This window comes from Amycolatopsis sp. NPDC003865, from assembly GCF_053605345.1.
This window is the reverse complement of the sequence record NZ_JBSGJA010000004.1, coordinates 177,787-195,630: the sequence shown is the minus strand read 5'-3', so window position 1 is coordinate 195,630 and position 17,844 is coordinate 177,787. Positions and strand designations below refer to the sequence as shown.

At 72.2% G+C, this 17,844-nt stretch carries 14 protein-coding genes and 1 riboswitch; of the genes, 11 read left to right on the top strand and 3 right to left on the bottom strand.

What is annotated here, in order from left to right:
- The first annotated feature begins 49 nt into the window (after positions 1-49).
- The 7 genes from ACWEVP_RS12500 (at position 50) to ACWEVP_RS12470 (ending at position 9,626) form a co-directional block, all read left to right on the top strand.
- Positions 50-1,342: a helix-turn-helix domain-containing protein gene (locus ACWEVP_RS12500; protein WP_452062651.1), complete on the top strand. Its 1,293-nt coding sequence runs from the start codon at positions 50-52 to the stop codon at positions 1,340-1,342.
- 78 nt (positions 1,343-1,420) lie between these two features.
- Positions 1,421-1,514, top strand: a riboswitch (glycine riboswitch).
- 136 nt (positions 1,515-1,650) lie between these two features.
- Positions 1,651-4,482 (top strand): aminomethyl-transferring glycine dehydrogenase, encoded by a 2,832-nt coding sequence (gene gcvP, locus ACWEVP_RS12495; RefSeq protein WP_452062937.1) that lies wholly within the window; start codon positions 1,651-1,653, stop codon positions 4,480-4,482.
- Between the two features lie 7 nt (positions 4,483-4,489).
- Positions 4,490-5,581 carry a glycine cleavage system aminomethyltransferase GcvT gene (gene gcvT, locus ACWEVP_RS12490; protein ID WP_452062650.1) on the top strand — a complete coding sequence of 364 codons (1,092 nt, stop codon included), beginning with the start codon at positions 4,490-4,492 and terminating at the stop codon, positions 5,579-5,581.
- Between the two features lie 13 nt (positions 5,582-5,594).
- Positions 5,595-5,972, top strand: a complete 378-nt coding sequence (gcvH, locus tag ACWEVP_RS12485; RefSeq protein WP_452062649.1) for a glycine cleavage system protein GcvH — start codon at positions 5,595-5,597, stop codon at positions 5,970-5,972.
- Positions 5,972-7,246: a serine hydroxymethyltransferase gene (glyA, locus tag ACWEVP_RS12480; protein WP_452062648.1), complete on the top strand. Its 1,275-nt coding sequence runs from the start codon at positions 5,972-5,974 to the stop codon at positions 7,244-7,246. The genes gcvH and glyA overlap by 1 nt, the downstream gene beginning before the upstream one ends.
- On the top strand, positions 7,243-8,244 hold the full coding sequence (gene lipA / locus ACWEVP_RS12475) for a lipoyl synthase (RefSeq protein ID WP_452062647.1): 1,002 nt from the start codon (positions 7,243-7,245) through the stop codon (positions 8,242-8,244). Before glyA ends, lipA begins: the two co-directional genes overlap by 4 nt.
- 14 nt (positions 8,245-8,258) lie before the next feature.
- Positions 8,259-9,626: an L-serine ammonia-lyase gene (locus ACWEVP_RS12470; RefSeq protein ID WP_452062646.1), complete on the top strand. Its 1,368-nt coding sequence runs from the start codon at positions 8,259-8,261 to the stop codon at positions 9,624-9,626.
- A gap of 14 nt (positions 9,627-9,640) precedes the next feature.
- Here the strand turns inward: ACWEVP_RS12470 and ACWEVP_RS12465 are convergent, their stop codons facing one another.
- Positions 9,641-9,871, bottom strand: coding sequence for a hypothetical protein (locus ACWEVP_RS12465; protein WP_452062645.1), 231 nt, complete (start codon positions 9,869-9,871; stop codon positions 9,641-9,643).
- A gap of 113 nt (positions 9,872-9,984) precedes the next feature.
- Here ACWEVP_RS12465 and ACWEVP_RS12460 point away from each other — a divergent pair, with 113 nt between their 5' ends.
- Positions 9,985-10,704 (top strand): FadR/GntR family transcriptional regulator, encoded by a 720-nt coding sequence (locus ACWEVP_RS12460; protein WP_452062644.1) that lies wholly within the window; start codon positions 9,985-9,987, stop codon positions 10,702-10,704.
- Between the two features lie 77 nt (positions 10,705-10,781).
- Positions 10,782-12,695 (top strand): transglycosylase domain-containing protein, encoded by a 1,914-nt coding sequence (locus ACWEVP_RS12455; protein ID WP_452062643.1) that lies wholly within the window; start codon positions 10,782-10,784, stop codon positions 12,693-12,695.
- A 1-nt stretch (position 12,696) separates the two neighbouring features.
- Here the strand turns inward: ACWEVP_RS12455 and ACWEVP_RS12450 are convergent, their stop codons facing one another.
- Complete coding sequence (locus ACWEVP_RS12450) at positions 12,697-13,353, bottom strand: O-methyltransferase (protein ID WP_452062642.1); 657 nt, start codon at positions 13,351-13,353, stop codon at positions 12,697-12,699.
- 68 nt (positions 13,354-13,421) lie between these two features.
- Between ACWEVP_RS12450 and ACWEVP_RS12445 the strand changes: the two genes are divergently transcribed.
- Positions 13,422-14,744, top strand: coding sequence for an aminotransferase-like domain-containing protein (locus tag ACWEVP_RS12445; protein WP_452062641.1), 1,323 nt, complete (start codon positions 13,422-13,424; stop codon positions 14,742-14,744).
- 93 nt (positions 14,745-14,837) lie between these two features.
- Complete coding sequence (locus tag ACWEVP_RS12440; RefSeq protein WP_452062640.1) at positions 14,838-15,962, top strand: FAD-dependent oxidoreductase; 1,125 nt, start codon at positions 14,838-14,840, stop codon at positions 15,960-15,962.
- On the opposite strand, the gene ACWEVP_RS12435 is transcribed toward ACWEVP_RS12440, so the two are convergent.
- Positions 15,959-17,740 carry a hypothetical protein gene (locus ACWEVP_RS12435; RefSeq protein WP_452062639.1) on the bottom strand — a complete coding sequence of 594 codons (1,782 nt, stop codon included), beginning with the start codon at positions 17,738-17,740 and terminating at the stop codon, positions 15,959-15,961. The genes ACWEVP_RS12440 and ACWEVP_RS12435 overlap by 4 nt on opposite strands.
- Between the last annotated feature and the right edge of the window lie 104 nt (positions 17,741-17,844).

Below are 17,844 nucleotides of genomic sequence, written 5' to 3'. Positions count from 1 at the left end.
GGGCGATTCGTCCGTGCGCAAAGCTAGCCGGTTTCGTTAGCTTTGTGAGGTGACGCACTGGCGCGCCGGCGAGTGGGCGGAAGCGGTCCGGACGGGCATCCGCGCGAGGGGGCTTTCCCTCGACGAGGCCGCCCGCCGGATCGGCGTCCCGACGTCCACGCTGCGCAGCTGGATCGAGCACCGGCACGCGCCGAAGGTGACGGTGTTCGACCACTGGGCGCAGCTCGCCGAGGTCACCGGGCTCGGGGAGGCCGAGCTGCTGCGCGTCGCCGGCGTGCTGCCCGACTCCCTCGCGTCGCCGGTCCACGTCGCGCAGGCGGCGAAGGCGCTGCGGGAGGGCATCGACCAGGCCGGGCAGTTCCTCCGGCAGGCCACGGCGCTCGTCTACTCCTCGCCCGGCACGCAGGTGGCCAACGCGATCGCCGCGTCGCCGATCGACTGGGAGATGCGGATCCGCTCGGCGACCCGCGGCGACGAAGTGCGCGTCACCTACCACCACTACGTCGGGATCGTCCCGCCGCGGGACTTCCCGTACGACGACGCCGAGACGCGCCGCATCATCGAGCACGAGATCCTCGGCGAGCTGTGGCGGCCGCTCGGGCTCTACTGGCGGGTCGCCGAGGTGCACGACTGGCACGAGCCGCCGCGGCTGGTCATCCAGGTGCCCGAGCAGGAGGCGACGCGGCCGCCCGCGCCGTCGCCGGTGATCGCCGCGCCGCCGGTCGTGGTGCTGTCGCCGATCTGGGGGTACGGCGAGCTGCTGGCGTCGCTGGTCGCCGACGGGCTCGGGTTCGGCACCGTCGACTTCCGCTACTTCGGCCTCCCGGACGCGATGGCCGACCGCGTCCGGATCACCGCCCGCGAGCTGGCCGAACCGGCGCCGCGGCTGGTGCACTCGGTGCCGCCGATCATGCTGCTGCACGGGCTGGCCGTGCCGGACCTGACCGGACGGCTCCCGGTCGTCGTCCGCTACGGCCCCCGCATGCGGGCCCGGGCGGCGCGGATCTACCGGTCGGCGCTGCTCGAAGCCGGGTTCACCGACCCCCTCGACGGCGTCCGGGCGATCGAGGAGGCGATCGCGGTCCCGCCGGGCTGCGCGTACTTCGAGGTGACGCTCGCCGACGAGGACGTCTTCGACGGCGACCACCCCTCGCTGGACCGGCTCAACGACGCGGTGGCGTGGCACGCCGAGCAGATCGTCGAGCAGGTGCTGCTGGGCGCCGGGCACCCGCCGGTGCCGGTGGGCGGGCCGCTCAAGCGCCTGGTCCTGCCGTCCGGCCGGGTCCGGCGGCCACCGGCGCTCGCCGGGAGCGTCATGCGTCGAGGCGCGCTCGAAGACTGATGTGGTGTTGCCCGGGTGAAGTAGACGGACCTCGAACCCGGCAGGTACCGTGACCGTCACAACTGCAGATCGGGCCGTAGAGCCGGAGCGGGAGAGCCCCCACGAAGTCGGTGGGGCACCGAAGGAGCAAACTCCCCAGAATCTCTCAGGTACCTGTTACCGCTTCGCGCGAGGCCACTCTGGAAAGCAGGCGCACCCGCGCCTCACCCAAGGTGAAAGCCGTGCATCCCACGGTGAAACTCTCAGGTGCCATGACAGAGGGGGAGTTCCCAGCGCACCGTTGTGTGCCCAGGCCCGAGGAGCTCCCCATCACTTCAACGCAGTTCGACGCCCGCCACATCGGCCCGTCCGAGGCCGAACGCGCGAAGATGCTGGCCGAGTGCGGCTACGGCAGCCTGGACGCCCTCGTCGGCGCCGCCGTGCCGAGCGCCATCCGCGCGACGAAGGAACTCACCCTGCCGCCCGCCGCGTCCGAAGAGGACGCCACCGCGGAGCTGCGCGCCCTCGCCGCGCGCAACCGGCCGATGACGCAGATGATCGGCCTCGGCTACTCCGACACCGTCACCCCCGGCGTGATCCGCCGCAACGTGCTCGAAAACCCGGCCTGGTACACCGCGTACACGCCCTACCAGCCGGAGATCTCCCAGGGCCGGCTCGAAGCCCTCCTCAACTTCCAGACGATGGTCGCCGACCTCACCGGCCTGGCCACCGCGAACGCCTCGCTGCTGGACGAGTCGACCGCCGTCGCCGAAGCCGTCACGCTCATGCGCCGCGCGTCCAAGTCCAAGTCGAACAAGGTCGTCCTCGACGCCGAGTGCCTGCCGCAGACCATCGCCGTCGTGCGCACCCGCGTCGAGGCCCTCGGCATCGAGGTCGAGGTCCGCGACCTGCTCACCGGCCTGCCGGACGAGTTCTTCGGCGTCGTCGTCCAGTACCCCGGCGCGTCCGGCGTGCTGCGCGGCCGCGGCTTCTACCACGCGATTTCCGAGTCGGCGAAGGCCGCGGGCGCGCTGTTCACCGTCGCCGCCGACCTCCTCGCGCTGACGCTCATCACCTCGCCCGGCGAGTTCGGCGCCGACGTCGCCGCCGGCTCGACGCAGCGCTTCGGCGTCCCGCTCGGCTACGGCGGCCCGCACGCCGGGTACATGTCCGTGCGCTCCGGGCTCGAGCGCTCGCTGCCCGGGCGTCTCGTCGGCGTCTCGGTCGACGCCGACGGCAACTCCGCCTACCGCCTCGCGCTGCAGACGCGTGAGCAGCACATCCGCCGAGAGAAGGCGACGTCCAACATCTGCACCGCGCAGGTCCTGCCGGCCGTGCTGGCCGCGATGTACGCGGTTTACCACGGCCCGGACGGCCTGAAGAAGATCGCCCAGCGTGTCCACGGCCTGGCCGCGGGCTTCGCCGCCGCACTGCGCGCGGCCGGTGTCGAGGTCGTGCACGAGTCCTTCTTCGACACCGTCGTCGCGCGCGTCCCGGGCGGCGCCGCCGAGGTCCACGCGGCCGCCCGTGCGGCCGGGATCAACCTCGGCCACGTCGACGCCGACCACGTCCGCGTCGCCTTCGACGAGGTCAGTACCCCCGCGATCACCGCGAAGGTCCTGCGCGCGTTCGGCGTCGAAGAAGAGGCCGGTGACGGTGTCGCGCTGCCCAGTGGCCTGGCCCGCGAGAGCGGCTTCATGGGTCACGAGGTCTTCGGCACGCACCGCTCCGAGACGGCGATGCTGCGCTACCTGCGCAAGCTGTCCGACCTCGACTACGCGCTCGACCGCGGCATGATCCCGCTCGGCTCCTGCACGATGAAGCTCAACGCCACCACGGAGATGGAGCCGATCAGCTGGCGCGAGTTCGCCGGCATCCACCCGTTCGCCCCGGCCGAGGACGCCGAGGGCTACCACACGCTGGTGGAGCAGCTGGCCGGCTGGCTGGCCGAGGTCACCGGCTACGACAAGGTGTCGCTGCAGCCGAACGCGGGCAGCCAGGGCGAGCTGGCCGGGCTGCTGGCGATCCGCGCCTACCACCGCGCGAACGGCGACGAGGCCCGTGACGTCTGCCTGATCCCGTCGTCCGCGCACGGCACCAACGCCGCGTCCGCGGTGCTCGCCGGGATGCGCGTGGTCGTCGTGAAGTGCACCGACGAGGGCAACGTCGACCTGGCCGACCTCAAGTCCAAGGTGGACACCCACAAGGACACGCTCGCCGCGATCATGGTGACGTACCCGTCCACGCACGGCGTCTACGAGCACTCGATCGACGAGCTGGCCAAGATCGTCCACGACGGCGGCGGCCAGGTGTACGTCGACGGCGCGAACCTCAACGCCCTGCTCGGCCTGGCCAAGCCGGGCGAGTTCGGCGGCGACGTCTCGCACCTGAACCTGCACAAGACCTTCTGCATCCCGCACGGCGGTGGCGGCCCCGGCGTCGGCCCGGTCGCGGTGCGCGCGCACCTCGCGCCGTTCCTGCCGAACCACCCGCTGCTCGACGCGGCCGGTCCCGAGACCGGCGTCGGCCCGATCAGCGGCGCGCCCTACGGCTCGGCGTCGATCCTGCCGATCTCCTGGGCCTACGTCCGGATGATGGGCGCGCCCGGCCTGACCGCGGCCACCAAGGTCGCCGTGCTGGCCGCGAACTACGTCGCTTCGCGCCTGGCGCCGCACTACCCCGTGCTCTACACCGGCCAGGACGGCCTGGTCGCGCACGAGTGCATCCTCGACCTGCGCCAGCTCACCAAGGAGACCGGCGTGACGGTCGACGACGTCGCCAAGCGGCTCATCGACTACGGCTTCCACGCGCCGACCATGTCGTTCCCGGTCGCGGGCACCCTGATGGTCGAGCCGACCGAGTCCGAGGACCTGGGCGAGATCGACCGGTTCTGCGACGCGATGATCGCCATCCGCGCCGAGATCGACGAGGTGGCCAACGGCCGCTGGAGTGCGGAGGAGTCCCCGCTGCGCGGTGCCCCGCACACCGCGGAGACGCTGGTCGGCGAGTGGGACAAGCCCTACGACCGCGAGCTGGCCGTGTACCCGGCGGGTGTTTCGCGCAAGAACAAGTACTGGCCCCCGGTGCGTCGCATCGACGGCGCCCGCGGCGACCGTAACCTCGTGTGCTCCTGCCCGCCCCTCAACGCTTACGAAGGCTGATCCCGACGTGTCGAAGGAAACCTCCCTGCACGGAGTCCACAAGGGACTCGGTGCGCTGTTCACCGACTTCGCCGGCTGGTCCATGCCGGTCCGCTACGCCAGCGAACTGGCCGAGCACAAGGCCGTCCGCGAGGCGGCCGGGCTGTTCGACCTCTCGCACATGGCCGAAATCCACGTCACCGGCAAGCAGGCGGCCGACGTCCTGGACTTCGCGCTGGTCGGCAACCTGACCGGGGTCAAGCCGGGCCGGGCGCGGTACACGATGATCTGCGACGCTTCCGGCGGTGTGCTCGACGACCTGGTCGTCTACCGGCTGGCCGACGAGCACTACCTGGTCGTCGCCAACGCGGGCAACGCGAAGGTCGTCGCCGATGCCCTCGCCGAGCGGGTCGCGGGCTTCGACGCCGTCGTGGACGACAGGTCCGAGACCACCGCGCTGATCGCCGTCCAGGGTCCGAAGGCCGTCGAAATCCTGGGCGCGGTGACCGACGCCGACCTGGACGCGCTCAAGTACTACGCCAGCGTCCCGGCGTCGGTGAAGGGCCACGACGTCCTGCTCGCCCGCACCGGCTACACCGGCGAGGACGGCTTCGAGCTGTTCGTCGACGCCGACGAGGCGCCGGCGCTGTGGCGCCTGCTGATGGACGCGGGCGAGCCGCACGGCCTCGTCCCGGCCGGCCTGGCCTGCCGCGACACGCTGCGGCTGGAAGCCGGGATGCCGTTGTACGGCAACGAACTCACGCTCGACCAGAGCCCGTTCGAGGCCGGGCTCGGCCGCGTCGTCAAGTTCGAGAAGCCGGGCGACTTCGTCGGCCGCGCGGCTCTCGAGGAGCGGTCCAAGCAGGACGTCCCGCGCGTGCGGGTCGGGCTCAAGGGCGCCGGCCGCCGGGCCCCGCGGCACGGGTACAAGCTGCTGGCCGACGGCACCGAGATCGGCGAGGTGACCAGCGGCGCCCTGTCGCCCACGCTGGGTTACCCGATCGCCATGGCGTACGTCGATCGGGCGTACGCCGAGCCCGGCACCGAGCTCTCCGTCGACATCCGGGGCAGGATCGAGCCCGTCGAGGTCGTCGCCCTGCCCTTCTACTCCCGCGCGTAAAGGACTCCCAGCTGTGAGTATCCCCGAGAACCTGCAGTACACCAAGGAACACGAGTGGCTGAAGGTCGAGGACGGCATCGCCACCGTCGGCATCACCGCCTTCGCCGCCGAGTCGCTCGGTGACATCGTGTTCGTCCAGCTCCCCGACGCGGGTTCGACGATCACCGCCGGCGAGGTGTTCGGCGAGGTCGAGTCGACCAAGTCGGTCAGCGAGCTGTACGCGCCGGTCTCCGGCGAGGTCGTCGAGGTGAACGGCACCACATCGGACACCCCCGAGGTCATCAACTCCGACCCGTACACCGAAGGATGGCTCCTGAAGGTGCGTCTGACCGGGGACGTGCCGGAGCTGCTCGACGCCGCCGCCTACGCCGCGCACACCCAGGAGAACTGATGACGACTTTCGACGCCCACCTCGCCGACGTCGACCCCGAGGTCGCCGCGGCCGTCGCCGACGAGCTGACCCGCCAGCAGTCCACCCTGGAGATGATCGCCTCCGAGAACTTCGCGCCGGTGGGCGTGCTCGAGGCGCAGGGCTCGGTGCTGACCAACAAGTACGCCGAGGGCTACCCCGGCCGCCGCTACTACGGCGGCTGCGAGCACGTCGATGTCGTCGAGCAGCTCGCCATCGACCGCGCGAAGGCCCTCTTCGGCGCCGAGCACGCCAACGTCCAGCCGCACTCGGGCGCGCAGGCCAACGCGGCCGCGATGTTCGCCGTGCTCAAGCCGGGCGACACGATCCTCGGCCTCGACCTGGCGCACGGCGGCCACCTGACGCACGGGATGAAGATCAACTTCTCGGGCAAGCTCTACAACGTGGTCGCCTACCACGTCGACAAGGAGACCGGGATCGTCGACCTGGCCGAGATCGAGCGCCTGGCCGGCGAGCACGAGCCGAAGCTGATCATCGCCGGCTGGTCGGCGTACCCGCGTCAGCTCGACTTCGCCGAGTTCCGCCGCATCGCCGACAAGGTCGGCGCCAAGCTGATGGTGGACATGGCGCACTTCGCCGGGCTGGTCGCGGCCGGGCTGCACCCGTCGCCGGTGCCGCACGCCGACATCGTCACCACGACCACGCACAAGACCCTCGGCGGCCCCCGCGGCGGGCTCATCCTGTCGCGTGAGGAGCTGGCGAAGAAGATCAACTCGGCGGTGTTCCCCGGCCAGCAGGGCGGGCCACTGGAACACGTCATCGCGGCCAAGGCCGTCGCGCTGAAGATCGCCGCGAGCGAGGAGTTCAAGGAGCGCCAGCAGCGCACGCTCGAAGGCTCGCGCATCCTCGCCGCGCGGCTGTCGCAGGAAGACTGCGCTGCGGCCGGGGTCCGGGTGCTGACCGGCGGCACCGACGTCCACCTGGTGCTCGTCGACCTCGTCCAGTCCACTCTGGACGGCCAGCAGGCCGAGGACCGGCTGCACGAGGTCGGCATCACGGTCAACCGCAACGCCGTCCCGTTCGACCCGCGGCCGCCGATGATCACCTCCGGCCTGCGGATCGGCACGCCGGCGCTGGCCACCCGCGGATTCCAGGCGGAAGACTTCACCGAGGTCGCCGACGTCATCGCCGAGGCGCTGAAGCCGGACTTCGACGACGCCGTGCGCGCCAAGCTGCGCGACCGCGTCGAGACCCTCGCGAAGAAGCACCCGCTGTACGCGGACCTGTCCCGATGAGCGCTCAGCCCGAAGGGCGGAAGCTGCTGCGTCTCGAGGTTCGCAACAGTGAGACGCCGATCGAGAAGAAGCCGTCGTGGATCAAGACGCGGGTGCGGATGGGGCCGGAGTTCACCGAACTCAAGGGTCTCGTGCGCCGCGAAGGCCTCCACACCGTTTGTGAAGAGGCCGGTTGCCCCAACATCTACGAGTGCTGGGAAGACCGTGAGGCCACGTTCCTGATCGGCGGTGACCAGTGCACGCGTCGGTGTGACTTCTGCCAGATCGACACCGGGAAACCGGCCGAGCTGGACCGCACCGAGCCCCGCAAGGTCGCCGAGTCGGTGCAGGCCATGGGGCTGCGGTACTCGACGGTCACCGGCGTCGCCCGTGACGACCTGGAAGACGGCGGCGCCTGGCTCTACGCCGAGACGGTCCGGCAGATCCACGCGCTGAACCCCGGCACCGGGGTGGAGCTGCTGATTCCGGACTTCAACGCCGACCCGGCTCAGCTGGCCGAGGTGTTCGGGTCGCGGCCGGAGGTCTTGGCGCACAACGTGGAGACGGTGCCGCGGATCTTCAAGCGGATCCGTCCGGGGTTCCGGTATGCGCGGTCGCTGGAGGTCATCACCAGGGCGCGTGAAGCCGGTCTGGTGACCAAGTCGAACCTGATCCTGGGCATGGGCGAGACGCCCGAAGAGGTGGCTCCGGCGATGCAGGACCTGGTCGACGCAGGGTGCGAGATCCTGACGATCACGCAGTACCTGCGTCCCTCGCCGCGGCACCACCCGGTGGACCGGTGGGTGAAGCCGGAGGAGTTCGTCGAGCACTCGAAGGCCGCGGAGGCGATGGGTTTCGCGGGGGTGATGGCGGGGCCGTTGGTGCGCTCGTCGTACCGCGCGGGACGGCTCTACGCCCAGACCAAGCGTTACCGTGGAGAAGAGCTGCCGGAGAACCTGGCCCACCTCGCCGACCAGGGCCCGGCTTCGCAAGAAGCCAGCTCCCTGCTGGCACGATAGGAAGGGGCGGATCAATGGCGATCAGCGTCTTCGACCTGTTTTCCATCGGCATCGGCCCGTCGAGCTCCCACACCGTCGGGCCGATGCGGGCCGCACTGACCTTTGTGGACGGACTCGGCGACGACCTCGCGCGGACGTCCCGCGTCCAGTCCGAACTGTTCGGCTCGCTCGGCGCGACCGGCTTCGGCCACGGCAGCGACAAAGCCGTCCTGCTCGGGCTGTCGGGCGAGCGTCCCGAAGAGATCGACACCGACACCGTGCCGGGGCGCATCGCGGAGATCCGCGAGTCCGGGCGGCTGCGCTTGGCCGGCACGCACGAGATCGCGTTCGACGAGGACACCGACCTCACCATGCACCGCCGCAAGTCCCTGCCGGCGCACCCGAACGGCATGGTGTTCCGCGCGTTCGACGCGTCGGGCGCGGTGCTGCGGGAACGGACGTACTACTCGGTCGGCGGCGGGTTCGTGCGCGACGAGTCGTACGAGACGGACACGGTGTTCGTCGAGGACTCGACACCGGTGCCGTACCCGTTCCGCACGGGCGCGGACCTCCTGGCGCACTGCGCGGCCACCGGCAAGCCGATCAGCGAAATCATGCTGGCGAACGAACTGTCGTGGCGCACCGCCGCGGAGGTGCGGTCCGGGCTCCTGGACATCTGGGCGGTCATGGCGGAGTGCGTCCGCAACGGGTGCACGCACGAAGGCGTCCTGCCGGGTGGGCTGAAGGTGCCGCGGCGCGCGCGTTCGCTGCACGAGAAGCTCCTCGCCGAGGACGGCGCGGACGACCCGCTGTACGCGATGGACTGGGTGAGCCTGTACGCCCTCGCCGTCAACGAGGAGAACGCGGCGGGCGGGCGCGTGGTGACGGCCCCGACCAACGGCGCGGCCGGCATCATCCCGGCGGTCCTGCACTACTACCAGCGCTTCATCCGGCACTCGACCGACGACGGGATCGTGACGTTCCTGCTCACGGCGGGCGCGATCGGCTCGATCCTCAAGCAGACGGGCTCGATCTCGGGCGCGGAGGTCGGCTGCCAGGGCGAGGTCGGTTCGGCGTCGGCGATGGCGGCGGCGGGCCTGACGGAGGTGCTGGGCGGCACGCCGGCCCAGGTGGAGAACGCGGCGGAGATCGGGGTGGAGCACCACCTGGGGTTGACGTGCGACCCGGTCGGCGGCCTGGTCCAGATCCCGTGCATCGAGCGCAACGCGGTGGGAGCGTCGAAGGCGATCCACGCGGCGCGAATGGCGATGCGCGGCGACGGAAGCCACGTGGTGACGCTGGACAAGGCGATCAAGACGATGCGCGAGACGGGCGCGGACATGAGCGTGAAGTACAAGGAAACCGCCCGCGGCGGCCTGGCGGTGAACGTCATCGAGTGCTGACGCCGCGGCCTGGCTCAGTTCCGGCGGTCCTCGGGTTCCACCGCGAGCCGCAGGCCCACCTCGACCAGGCGCCAGCCCAGTTGCTGCTTGCGCGTTCCCGGGCTGCGGCTCGGCGTCGCCCGGCCCGGTGGGCGGTTGCGGACGCCGTGGCGCAGCTCGTCCTCTCGCTCGTGGACCAGGTCTTCCGCCATCAGGAAGTGCACCGGATCGCCCCCTGCGTCGATGTTCGGTGTCGGTGGTGCCATCGTCGCCGACCGTGGCCGTCCGGTTCCACTGGTTTTCCGCACCGCGAACACAGTGTGATCGCCTCGCGAGCCCGAAGCCACTCCGAAGGTGCGCCGCGGCTTAAACTCGCGGGATGGAGTCGACCTCGGTGGCGAATGCCGGTGAAGCGCTGTTCCGGCCGGTTCGCGCGGGCAACGCCTTCGAGGAGACCGTCGAGCGCCTGCTTCAGGCCATCCGCCTCGGCGTGGTCGGCGCGGGGGAGCGGCTGCCGTCGGAGCGGGAGCTCGCCGAGCGCCTCGGGGTCAGCCGCGTCACGCTCCGCGAAGCCATCCGCGCCCTCTCCGATGCCGGTTACGTGGAGTCACGGCGGGGCCGCTACGGCGGCACGTTCGTGCACGACACCCTGCCCGGCCCGCCGGAGCCCGACGGCAAGATCGACGCCGCCGGGCTGGAGGACGCGCTGTGCCTGCGGTACGTCCTCGAGACCGGCGCCGCGGAGATGGCCGCCGCCCGGTCGCTGAGCCCGGCCGACCGCCGCCACCTCACCGGCACGCTCGCCGAAGCCGCCGGCGCCGACCTCGGCGACTACCGCCGCAAGGATTCCCGCCTGCACCTGGCGATCGCGGAGGTGACGGCGTCCGGCTCCCTGACCACGGCGATGGCTGACGCCCGCACCCGCGTCAACCAGCTGCTCGACCGCATCCCGCTGCTCCCGCCCAACCTCGAGCACTCGAACGCCCAGCACGAGGCGATCGTCGACGCGATACTGGCCGGCGACGCGCCCGCGGCCCGCCAGGCGATGGCCGAGCACATCGAAGGCACGGCGTCCCTGTTGCGCGCGTTCCTCTCCTGACCGGGTCTTGACAGGATTCGAACAACTCTCGGTAGTTCTCCACAGAACCTCTTCACTCGTCCGGCCGTCATCCATTCGTGACCTTGGCGACCGAGGAAAACGACGAACCAGACCCGAAGCCGGACACCCCGCGCCGCCGGCGATGGCGCCGCGTCCGGCGGACCGCCTACTGGAGCGTGGGCACGCTCGTCGGCGGTCCGCTGATCGCCTTCTGGGTCGCCTACCTCGTGCTCGACGTCCGCAGCCCGCAGGAAGTCCTCGCCGGGCTCGACAAGACCGTCGTGCTCACCTACTCCGACGGTTCCGAGCTGCTCAAGGTCGTCCCGGCCGACGGCGACCGCACCTTCGTGCCCTACGCGCAGGTGCCCGCGAAGCTGCGCGACGCCATCATCGCCACCGAGGACCCGACCTTCTGGGACAACCAGGGCTTCGACCCGACCGGCATCGGCCGTGCGTTCCTCACCGGCGTCGGCGGCGGGTCCGGGATCACCCAGCAGTACATCAAGAAGTCCACCGGCGACGACGACGCCACCCTCGGCCGCAAGTTCGCCGAGCTCGTGCTCGCCACGAAGATCACCCAGGAGCAGAGCAAGGAGCAGATCTTCGAAAGCTACGTCAACATCATCTCCTTCGGCCGCGGCACGTTCGGGCCCGCCGCCGCGATGAACGCCTACTTCGGCAAGAAGCTCGACGGCTCGATCACCTGGAGCGAAGCGGCCTTCCTCGCCGGGATGATCCAGTCGCCGTCGGTGCACGACCCGGCCGCGTCCGGCGAGGGGCACGCCGCCCGGCGCTGGCAGTACGTGCACGACAAGCTCGTGGCCCGCGGGTACGTCAAGCCCGGCGAGGCCATGGCCTACCCCGGCGCCGAGATCCAGTCGCCGTCGGAGACCCGCGCCGGCCGCCTCACCTACGACCAGTTCCACGTCAAGCAAGAGGTCCTCGCCGAACTGGAACAGGACGGCTTCCCGCTCGGGCGGCTGCAGCAGGGGAACATGACCGTCGAGACGACGCTGGACCGCGGCCTGCAGGACGCCGCGAAGAAGACGTTGCAGGACAGGCTGAGGGGCGAGCCGAAGGAGTTCCGCGGCGCGCTGGTCTCCGTCGACCCGAAGACCGGCGCCGTCCGCGCCTACCAGGGTGGCGACCAGGGTGTCCGCGACTACGCGAGCACCCCGCACGCGGCGGGCTCGGCGTTCCACCCCTTCACGCTCGCCGCCGCCCTGCGCCGCGGCTACAGCCCGGACGCACCGGTCCCGGCACCCGAGGAGCAGGAGTTCCTCGGGGAAAAGTTCAAGTACCCGGACGCCTGCGGCCCGAAGTGCACCCCGCGCACCGCGATGCAGGCCCACGCCCAGGGCACGTTCATCGCGCTGGCCAAGAAGCTCGGGCCGGACGCGCTGAGCGAGACCGCGCGGCAGGCCGGCATCCCCGAGACCGTCGACGGCACGCCGACGATGCGGGAGAAGGACGGCTTCCTGATCGGCGCGGGCATCGCGATCGGCCGGTACCCGCTGCGGCCGCTCGACATGGCGGGCGCCTACGCGACCTTCGCCGCGGACGGCCGCCGCACGACCCCGCACCTGGTGGCGAAGGTGCGGGACGAAAGCGGCGCGGTCGTCTGGGAGCACACTGACACCGCGGTGCCCGCGTTCGACTCCGACGGCGACGAGAGCCGCCGCATCGCCCGGGACGTCACCGCCACCCTGACCGACGCCACCGGTGCCGCGCTGCGCACCGGCGAAGCCGAGCACGGCACCAGCCCCGACTTCCAGGACGCCTGGGCCGTCGGCTACACCCCGCGGCTTTCGACCGCGGTCTGGATCGGCTCGGACGACGAGCGCAAGCTGAAGGACGCGAACGGCGCGAAGCTCACCGGCGACGTCGTCCCGGCCGACGTCTGGCGCGCGTACACGGCGGCGGCCCTGAAGGGGCAACCGGCGCAGCCGATCGCCGGGGGACCGCCGCCGGTGGTGCGGCCACCGCGGTGAGTCAGCGGACCAGGGCCAGCACGAACCCGTCGTGCCCCTTGGCGCCCACGGTCTGCACGGCCGTCGCGTCCAGCCGCGGCTCGGCGGCGAGGACGTCGAACATCTCGCGCGCGCCCAGGACGTTCGGGTCGGTGCTGCCGGCGTCGGCCACCCGGCCCTGGCGGACGACGTTGTCGACGACGATCGTCGTGCCCGGCCGCGCCAGCTCCAGCGACGCGCGCACGTAGTTCGCGAGGTTGCTCTTGTCGGCGTCGACGAAGACGAAGTCGAACGGCCCGGTCAGCGTCGGCAGCGTGTCGAGCGCGGCGCCGACGCGGATGTCGACGACGTCCTCGCCGAAGCCCGCCCGCGCCAGGTTCGCGCGCGCGACTTCGGCGTGCCGCGGCTCGTACTCGCAGGTCACCAGCTTGCCGCCGGACGGCAGCGCGCGGGCCAGCCAGATCGTGCTGTACCCGCCGAGCGTGCCGATCTCCAGGATCGAGCGGGCACCGGCCTGGCGGGCCAGCAGGTTCAGCAGCTTGCCCTGGTTGGGCGCGACGGCGATGTGCGGCAGCCCGGCGGCGGCCGAATCGGCGAGCGCCGCGTCGAGCACGGGATCGGCCGGGAGCAGCGCCCCGGCGAGGTAGTCGTCGACTTCGGCCCAGGTCTTGTCGGTCATGGCACCTCCACCGCCAAACTAGCGAACTGGGATCATGCTGAGGAGTGCTCGTAGGCGGGAAGGTGGACATGGACGACTACCGCGTCGTCGCGGACGCCCTCGCCGCCGACATCGAAGCCGGCCGCCTCCGGCCCGGCGACCGCCTGCCGCCGCAGCGCCGGTTCGCCCGGCAGCGCGGGATCGCCGGCTCGACCGCCGCCCGCGTCTACGGCGAGCTCGTCCGGCGGGGCCTGGCGGTCGGCGAGGTCGGCCGCGGCACGTTCGTCCGGGCCGCGAAGCCGCCGCCCGAACCCGCGCTCGCCGAACCCGGGGACGCGCGCGTCGACCTCGAACTCAACTTCGCCGTGCTGCCCGGCGAATCCGCGAAGCTCGCCCAGGCGCTGCAGCCCCTGCTGCGCGACGACGTCCTCACCGCCGCACTGCACCCGATCGGCGCCGCGGGCACCCCGGCCGCCCGGCAGGCCGCGGCCGCGCTGCTCGCCCGCGGCGACTGGCGGCCGGACCCCGCGACGGTGCTGTTCACCGGCAGCGGGCGGCAGGCCATCGCGGCCGCGGTCGCCGCGTTCGTGCCGGTGGGGGAACGGCTCGCGGTCGAGTCCCTGACCTACCCGGTGGTGAAGGGCCTCGCCGCCCGCCTCGGCGTCGAGCTGGTGCCGATCGAGACCGACGAGCACGGCCTGGTCCCCGGCGCGCTGGCCGCGGCCGGGCCGGTCCGCGCGCTGTACGTCCAGCCCACGCTGCACAACCCGCTCGGCACGACCATGCCCGCACGCCGCCGCGAGGAGCTGGCGGACGTCGTGAACCGGCTGGACCTGCCGGTGATCGAGGACGGCATCTACACGTTCCTGCGCGACGACGTCCGGCCGTTCGCCGCGTACGCGCCGGAGCGCACGGTGTTCGCCGACAGCCTCTCCAAGCGCGTCGCCCCGGGCCTGACGGCGGGGTTCCTGGTGGCGCCGCCGGCGTGGACCCCTCGGCTGGCGTCGTCGGTGCGGTCGGGTGCGTGGGCCGCTTCGCGGTTCGCCGTCGAAGCGGCGACGCGGTGGATCATGACCGGCACCCTGGCCGAGGTCGAAGCCGCCAAACGCCGTGACGCCGCCGCACGGGCCCTGGTGGTGCGGGAGAAACTCCCCGAGCTGCGCGGCGACCCCGCGTCCTACCACCGCTGGTGGGAGCTGCCGGAGCAGTGGCGGGCGGAGACGTTCGTCGCGGCGGCCGCGCGGCACGGCATCGCGCTGCTGCCCGCCGCGGCGTTCGCGGTCCTGCCGGGCCACGCGCCGAACGCCGTGCGGCTCGCCGTGTCCGCGCCGCCGGTGCCGACGCTGGCGGCCGCCCTCGACGTCCTGGCGGCCCTGGCGAGCGGCAGCCCGGACGACCTCCTGGCCGACTGACAGCGGGTGCCAGCGGCGTGCCAGCGCGGTGTGCGGGCCAGACCAGCGCCCCGCGCCACTCTTCGGTTGGCACAACGAACCGAAGGAGCGACCATGACCGTCACGATCGTCGGCGCCGGCCTCGGCGGCCTCACCCTGGCCCGGGTCCTGCACGTCCACGGCGTCCCCGTCACCGTCTACGAGGCCGACGCGTCCCCGATGGCGCGCCTGCAGGGCGGGATGCTCGACATCCACGACTACAACGGGCAGCTCGCCGTCGAAGCCGCCGGCCTGGTGGACGAGTTCCGCGGTCTCGTCCTGGACGGCCGCCAGGCGATGCGGATCCTCGACCGGGACGGGAACCTGGTGTACGAGAAGGTCGACGACGGCATCGGCGGCCGCCCCGAAGTGCAGCGCGGCGAGCTGCGGCAGCTGCTGATCGACGCCCTCCCGCCGGGCACCGTCCGCTGGGGGCACAAGGTCACCGGGGCCCGCACGCTCGACGACGGCTGCCACGAGCTGACCTTCGCCGACGGCTCGAAGACCGTCACGAGCCTGCTGGTCGGCGCCGACGGCGCGTGGTCGAAGATCCGGCCGCTGCTCACCGGCGCCACGCCGGAGTACGAGGGCACGGCGTTCGTCGAGACCTACCTGTTCGACGTCGAGTCGAAGCACCCGGCCACCGCGGCGGCGGTCGGCGCGGGGTCGATGGTCGCCCACGGCGGCTCGCCCGACGACGGGATCAACGCCCACCGCGAAAGCGGCGAGACCGTGCACACCTACGTGTCGCTGTCCCGGCCGCTGGAGTGGTTCGAGGCCATCGACTTCACCGACCCCGCCGCGGCCGCCGCGCGGATCGCGGCGGAGTTCGAGGGCTGGGCCCCGGAGCTGACGGCGCTGATCACCGACGGCGACACCGGCCCGGTGCTGCGTCCGCACTACACGCTGCCGGTGGGGCTGCGCTGGAAGCGCGTGCCGGGGGTGACCCTCGTCGGCGACGCCGCCCACCTCGCGCCGCCGAACGGCGAAGGCGCCAACCTGGCCATGCTCGACGGCGCGGAGCTGGGGCAGGCGCTCGCCGCGCACCCGGGCGACGTCGAAGCGGCGCTGAACCAGTACGAGGAGGCCATGTTCGTCCGCGCCGCGACGCCCGTGGACGACACCGTCCTCCTCGAGAGCCTGTTCGGCGACGACGTCCCGGAAAGCCTGCTGGAGCTGGTCCGGGGCGAGCAGAACTAGGGTGCGTACTTCCCGACGAAGCTGCCGCACGTGACGGCGCGGCCCGTGAGCCGGGCCTGGATCGCCTTCTCCAGGCCGAGGTAGTCGAACACCGGCGTGTCCACCGGGATCGACTCCGGCACCGGGCCGCCCGTCGCGAGCTGCCGGATCGAGTCGGTCTCGAACAGCACCAGGTAGCCGCCCTCGCGGTTCAGCTCGTCGGCCCGCGCGAGCATGCGCTCGGGCGCGTCGCCGACGATCTCCAACGGCAGCGGCCACTCGAGCGGGAACGGGTTGCGCAGGCCGAACGCGGGGTAGGCGAACGGGCTGTCCGGCAGGATCGCCGTCTTCGCGGCCGGGAAGCGGTCGAGGCAGTCGCGGATCTGCCGGACGAACGTGTGCGTCGAGGGGTTCGTGCGGATGCCGGCCATCGCCGGGGTGACGTCGCCGAGGTCCTCGGTCAGCCGGTCGTGGCCGAGGTCGAGGTAGGCGGCCTGGTCGTGGCGGGCGACGACCACCCAACCGCACACCGCCACCGCGGTCAGGCCCGCCGTCGCGGTCACCCAGCGGCGGGCCAGCCGCGGCCGCGGCGGGACGACGTGGCTCAGCAGCAGCAACGCGGTCAGCGCGAGGGTGCCGGTGAGCAGCGTCGGCGTGTCGTTGCCCCAGGACAGGCTGGTCATGAACCCGGTGGCGAGCACGAGCAGCCCGGCCCAGGGCACCTTGCGCGTGACGGCCGCGTTGACCGGCACGCTCACCGCGACGATCCACCACAGGACGTCGGCCCAGCGCGAGGAGCCGGTGAACCGGCCGTCGACGACCGTCCAGACGACCGCGGCGGCGCCGGCGAGCACGAGCACCCAGGACGCGATCCGCCCGGCCGCGCCGAGCCGGTCACCCGGCAGCCGGACGGCCAGCAGCACCACGGCGATCGCGGCGAAGAAGGCCAGCTCCCGCACGGGCGCCCGGGTCAGCGCTTCGGGGTCCTCCAGCCAGAGCCCGAGCAGGCGTTCGCCGTACGCGGGGACGCCACCGGTCAGCTGCTCGACCATCTCGGCGAAGCCGCCGCCGAGGCTGACCCAGGCGACGTACAGCAGCCCGGGCGCGCCGAGCGCGAGGAGGTCGAGGACGAACCGGAGCACGCGCCCGGTGCCCGTCCGGGTGGCCGGGTGCAGCAGCAGCCACAGCACGCCGATCACCGCGGCCAGCACGAAGCTCTGCTTGACGAACACCGCGCAGCCGAGCAGCACGAGCCCGCCGCGGCGGGCGAGCGCGTGGTTCTTCGAGAGCCCGGTGTCGAGGGCCCAGGCACCGCACGCGGTGAGCGCGATGCCGTCGACGGTGTGCCACGCCATCAGCGGGAAGGCGTTGAGGTTGATCAGCGACGCCGCGGCGACCATCGCGGTCATGCCCGGGCCCCAGCCGAGTACGCGGCGGCGCGTGACGAGCGCGGCGAAGGCGATGGTGGCGACGATGATCTCGATCATCGACAGGAAGCTGGAGCCGAAGAACAGCGGCATCGGCAGCGCGAAGTCGGCGACGTGCAGCACCGCGGACCCGAGCGGGCGCGCGGAGATGATGTCGGCGTGCGGGACTTCGCCGTGCAGCACACGCCACGCCTGGGCGAGGATGAAGCCCTGGTCGGAGGGGTGGAACCCGAAGCGGCCGACGCGCAGTTCGGTGGCGAGGGCGAGCAGGACGACCCAGCCGGCGTGGGCGCCCCAGCGCAGCAGCGGCCGGGCGGCCTTGGCGGACACGGGTTCCGGCGCGGCGGCGCGCGCAGGACTCGCCACGTCCACGCCTGCCCGCCTTCCACTCCCCGATCACACCCGGAAAGCGATGGTAGCGGCCGGGCCCGGCGCCGGCATGAACAGCACCACCGGGCCCGGCCCAGGCTCAGCGA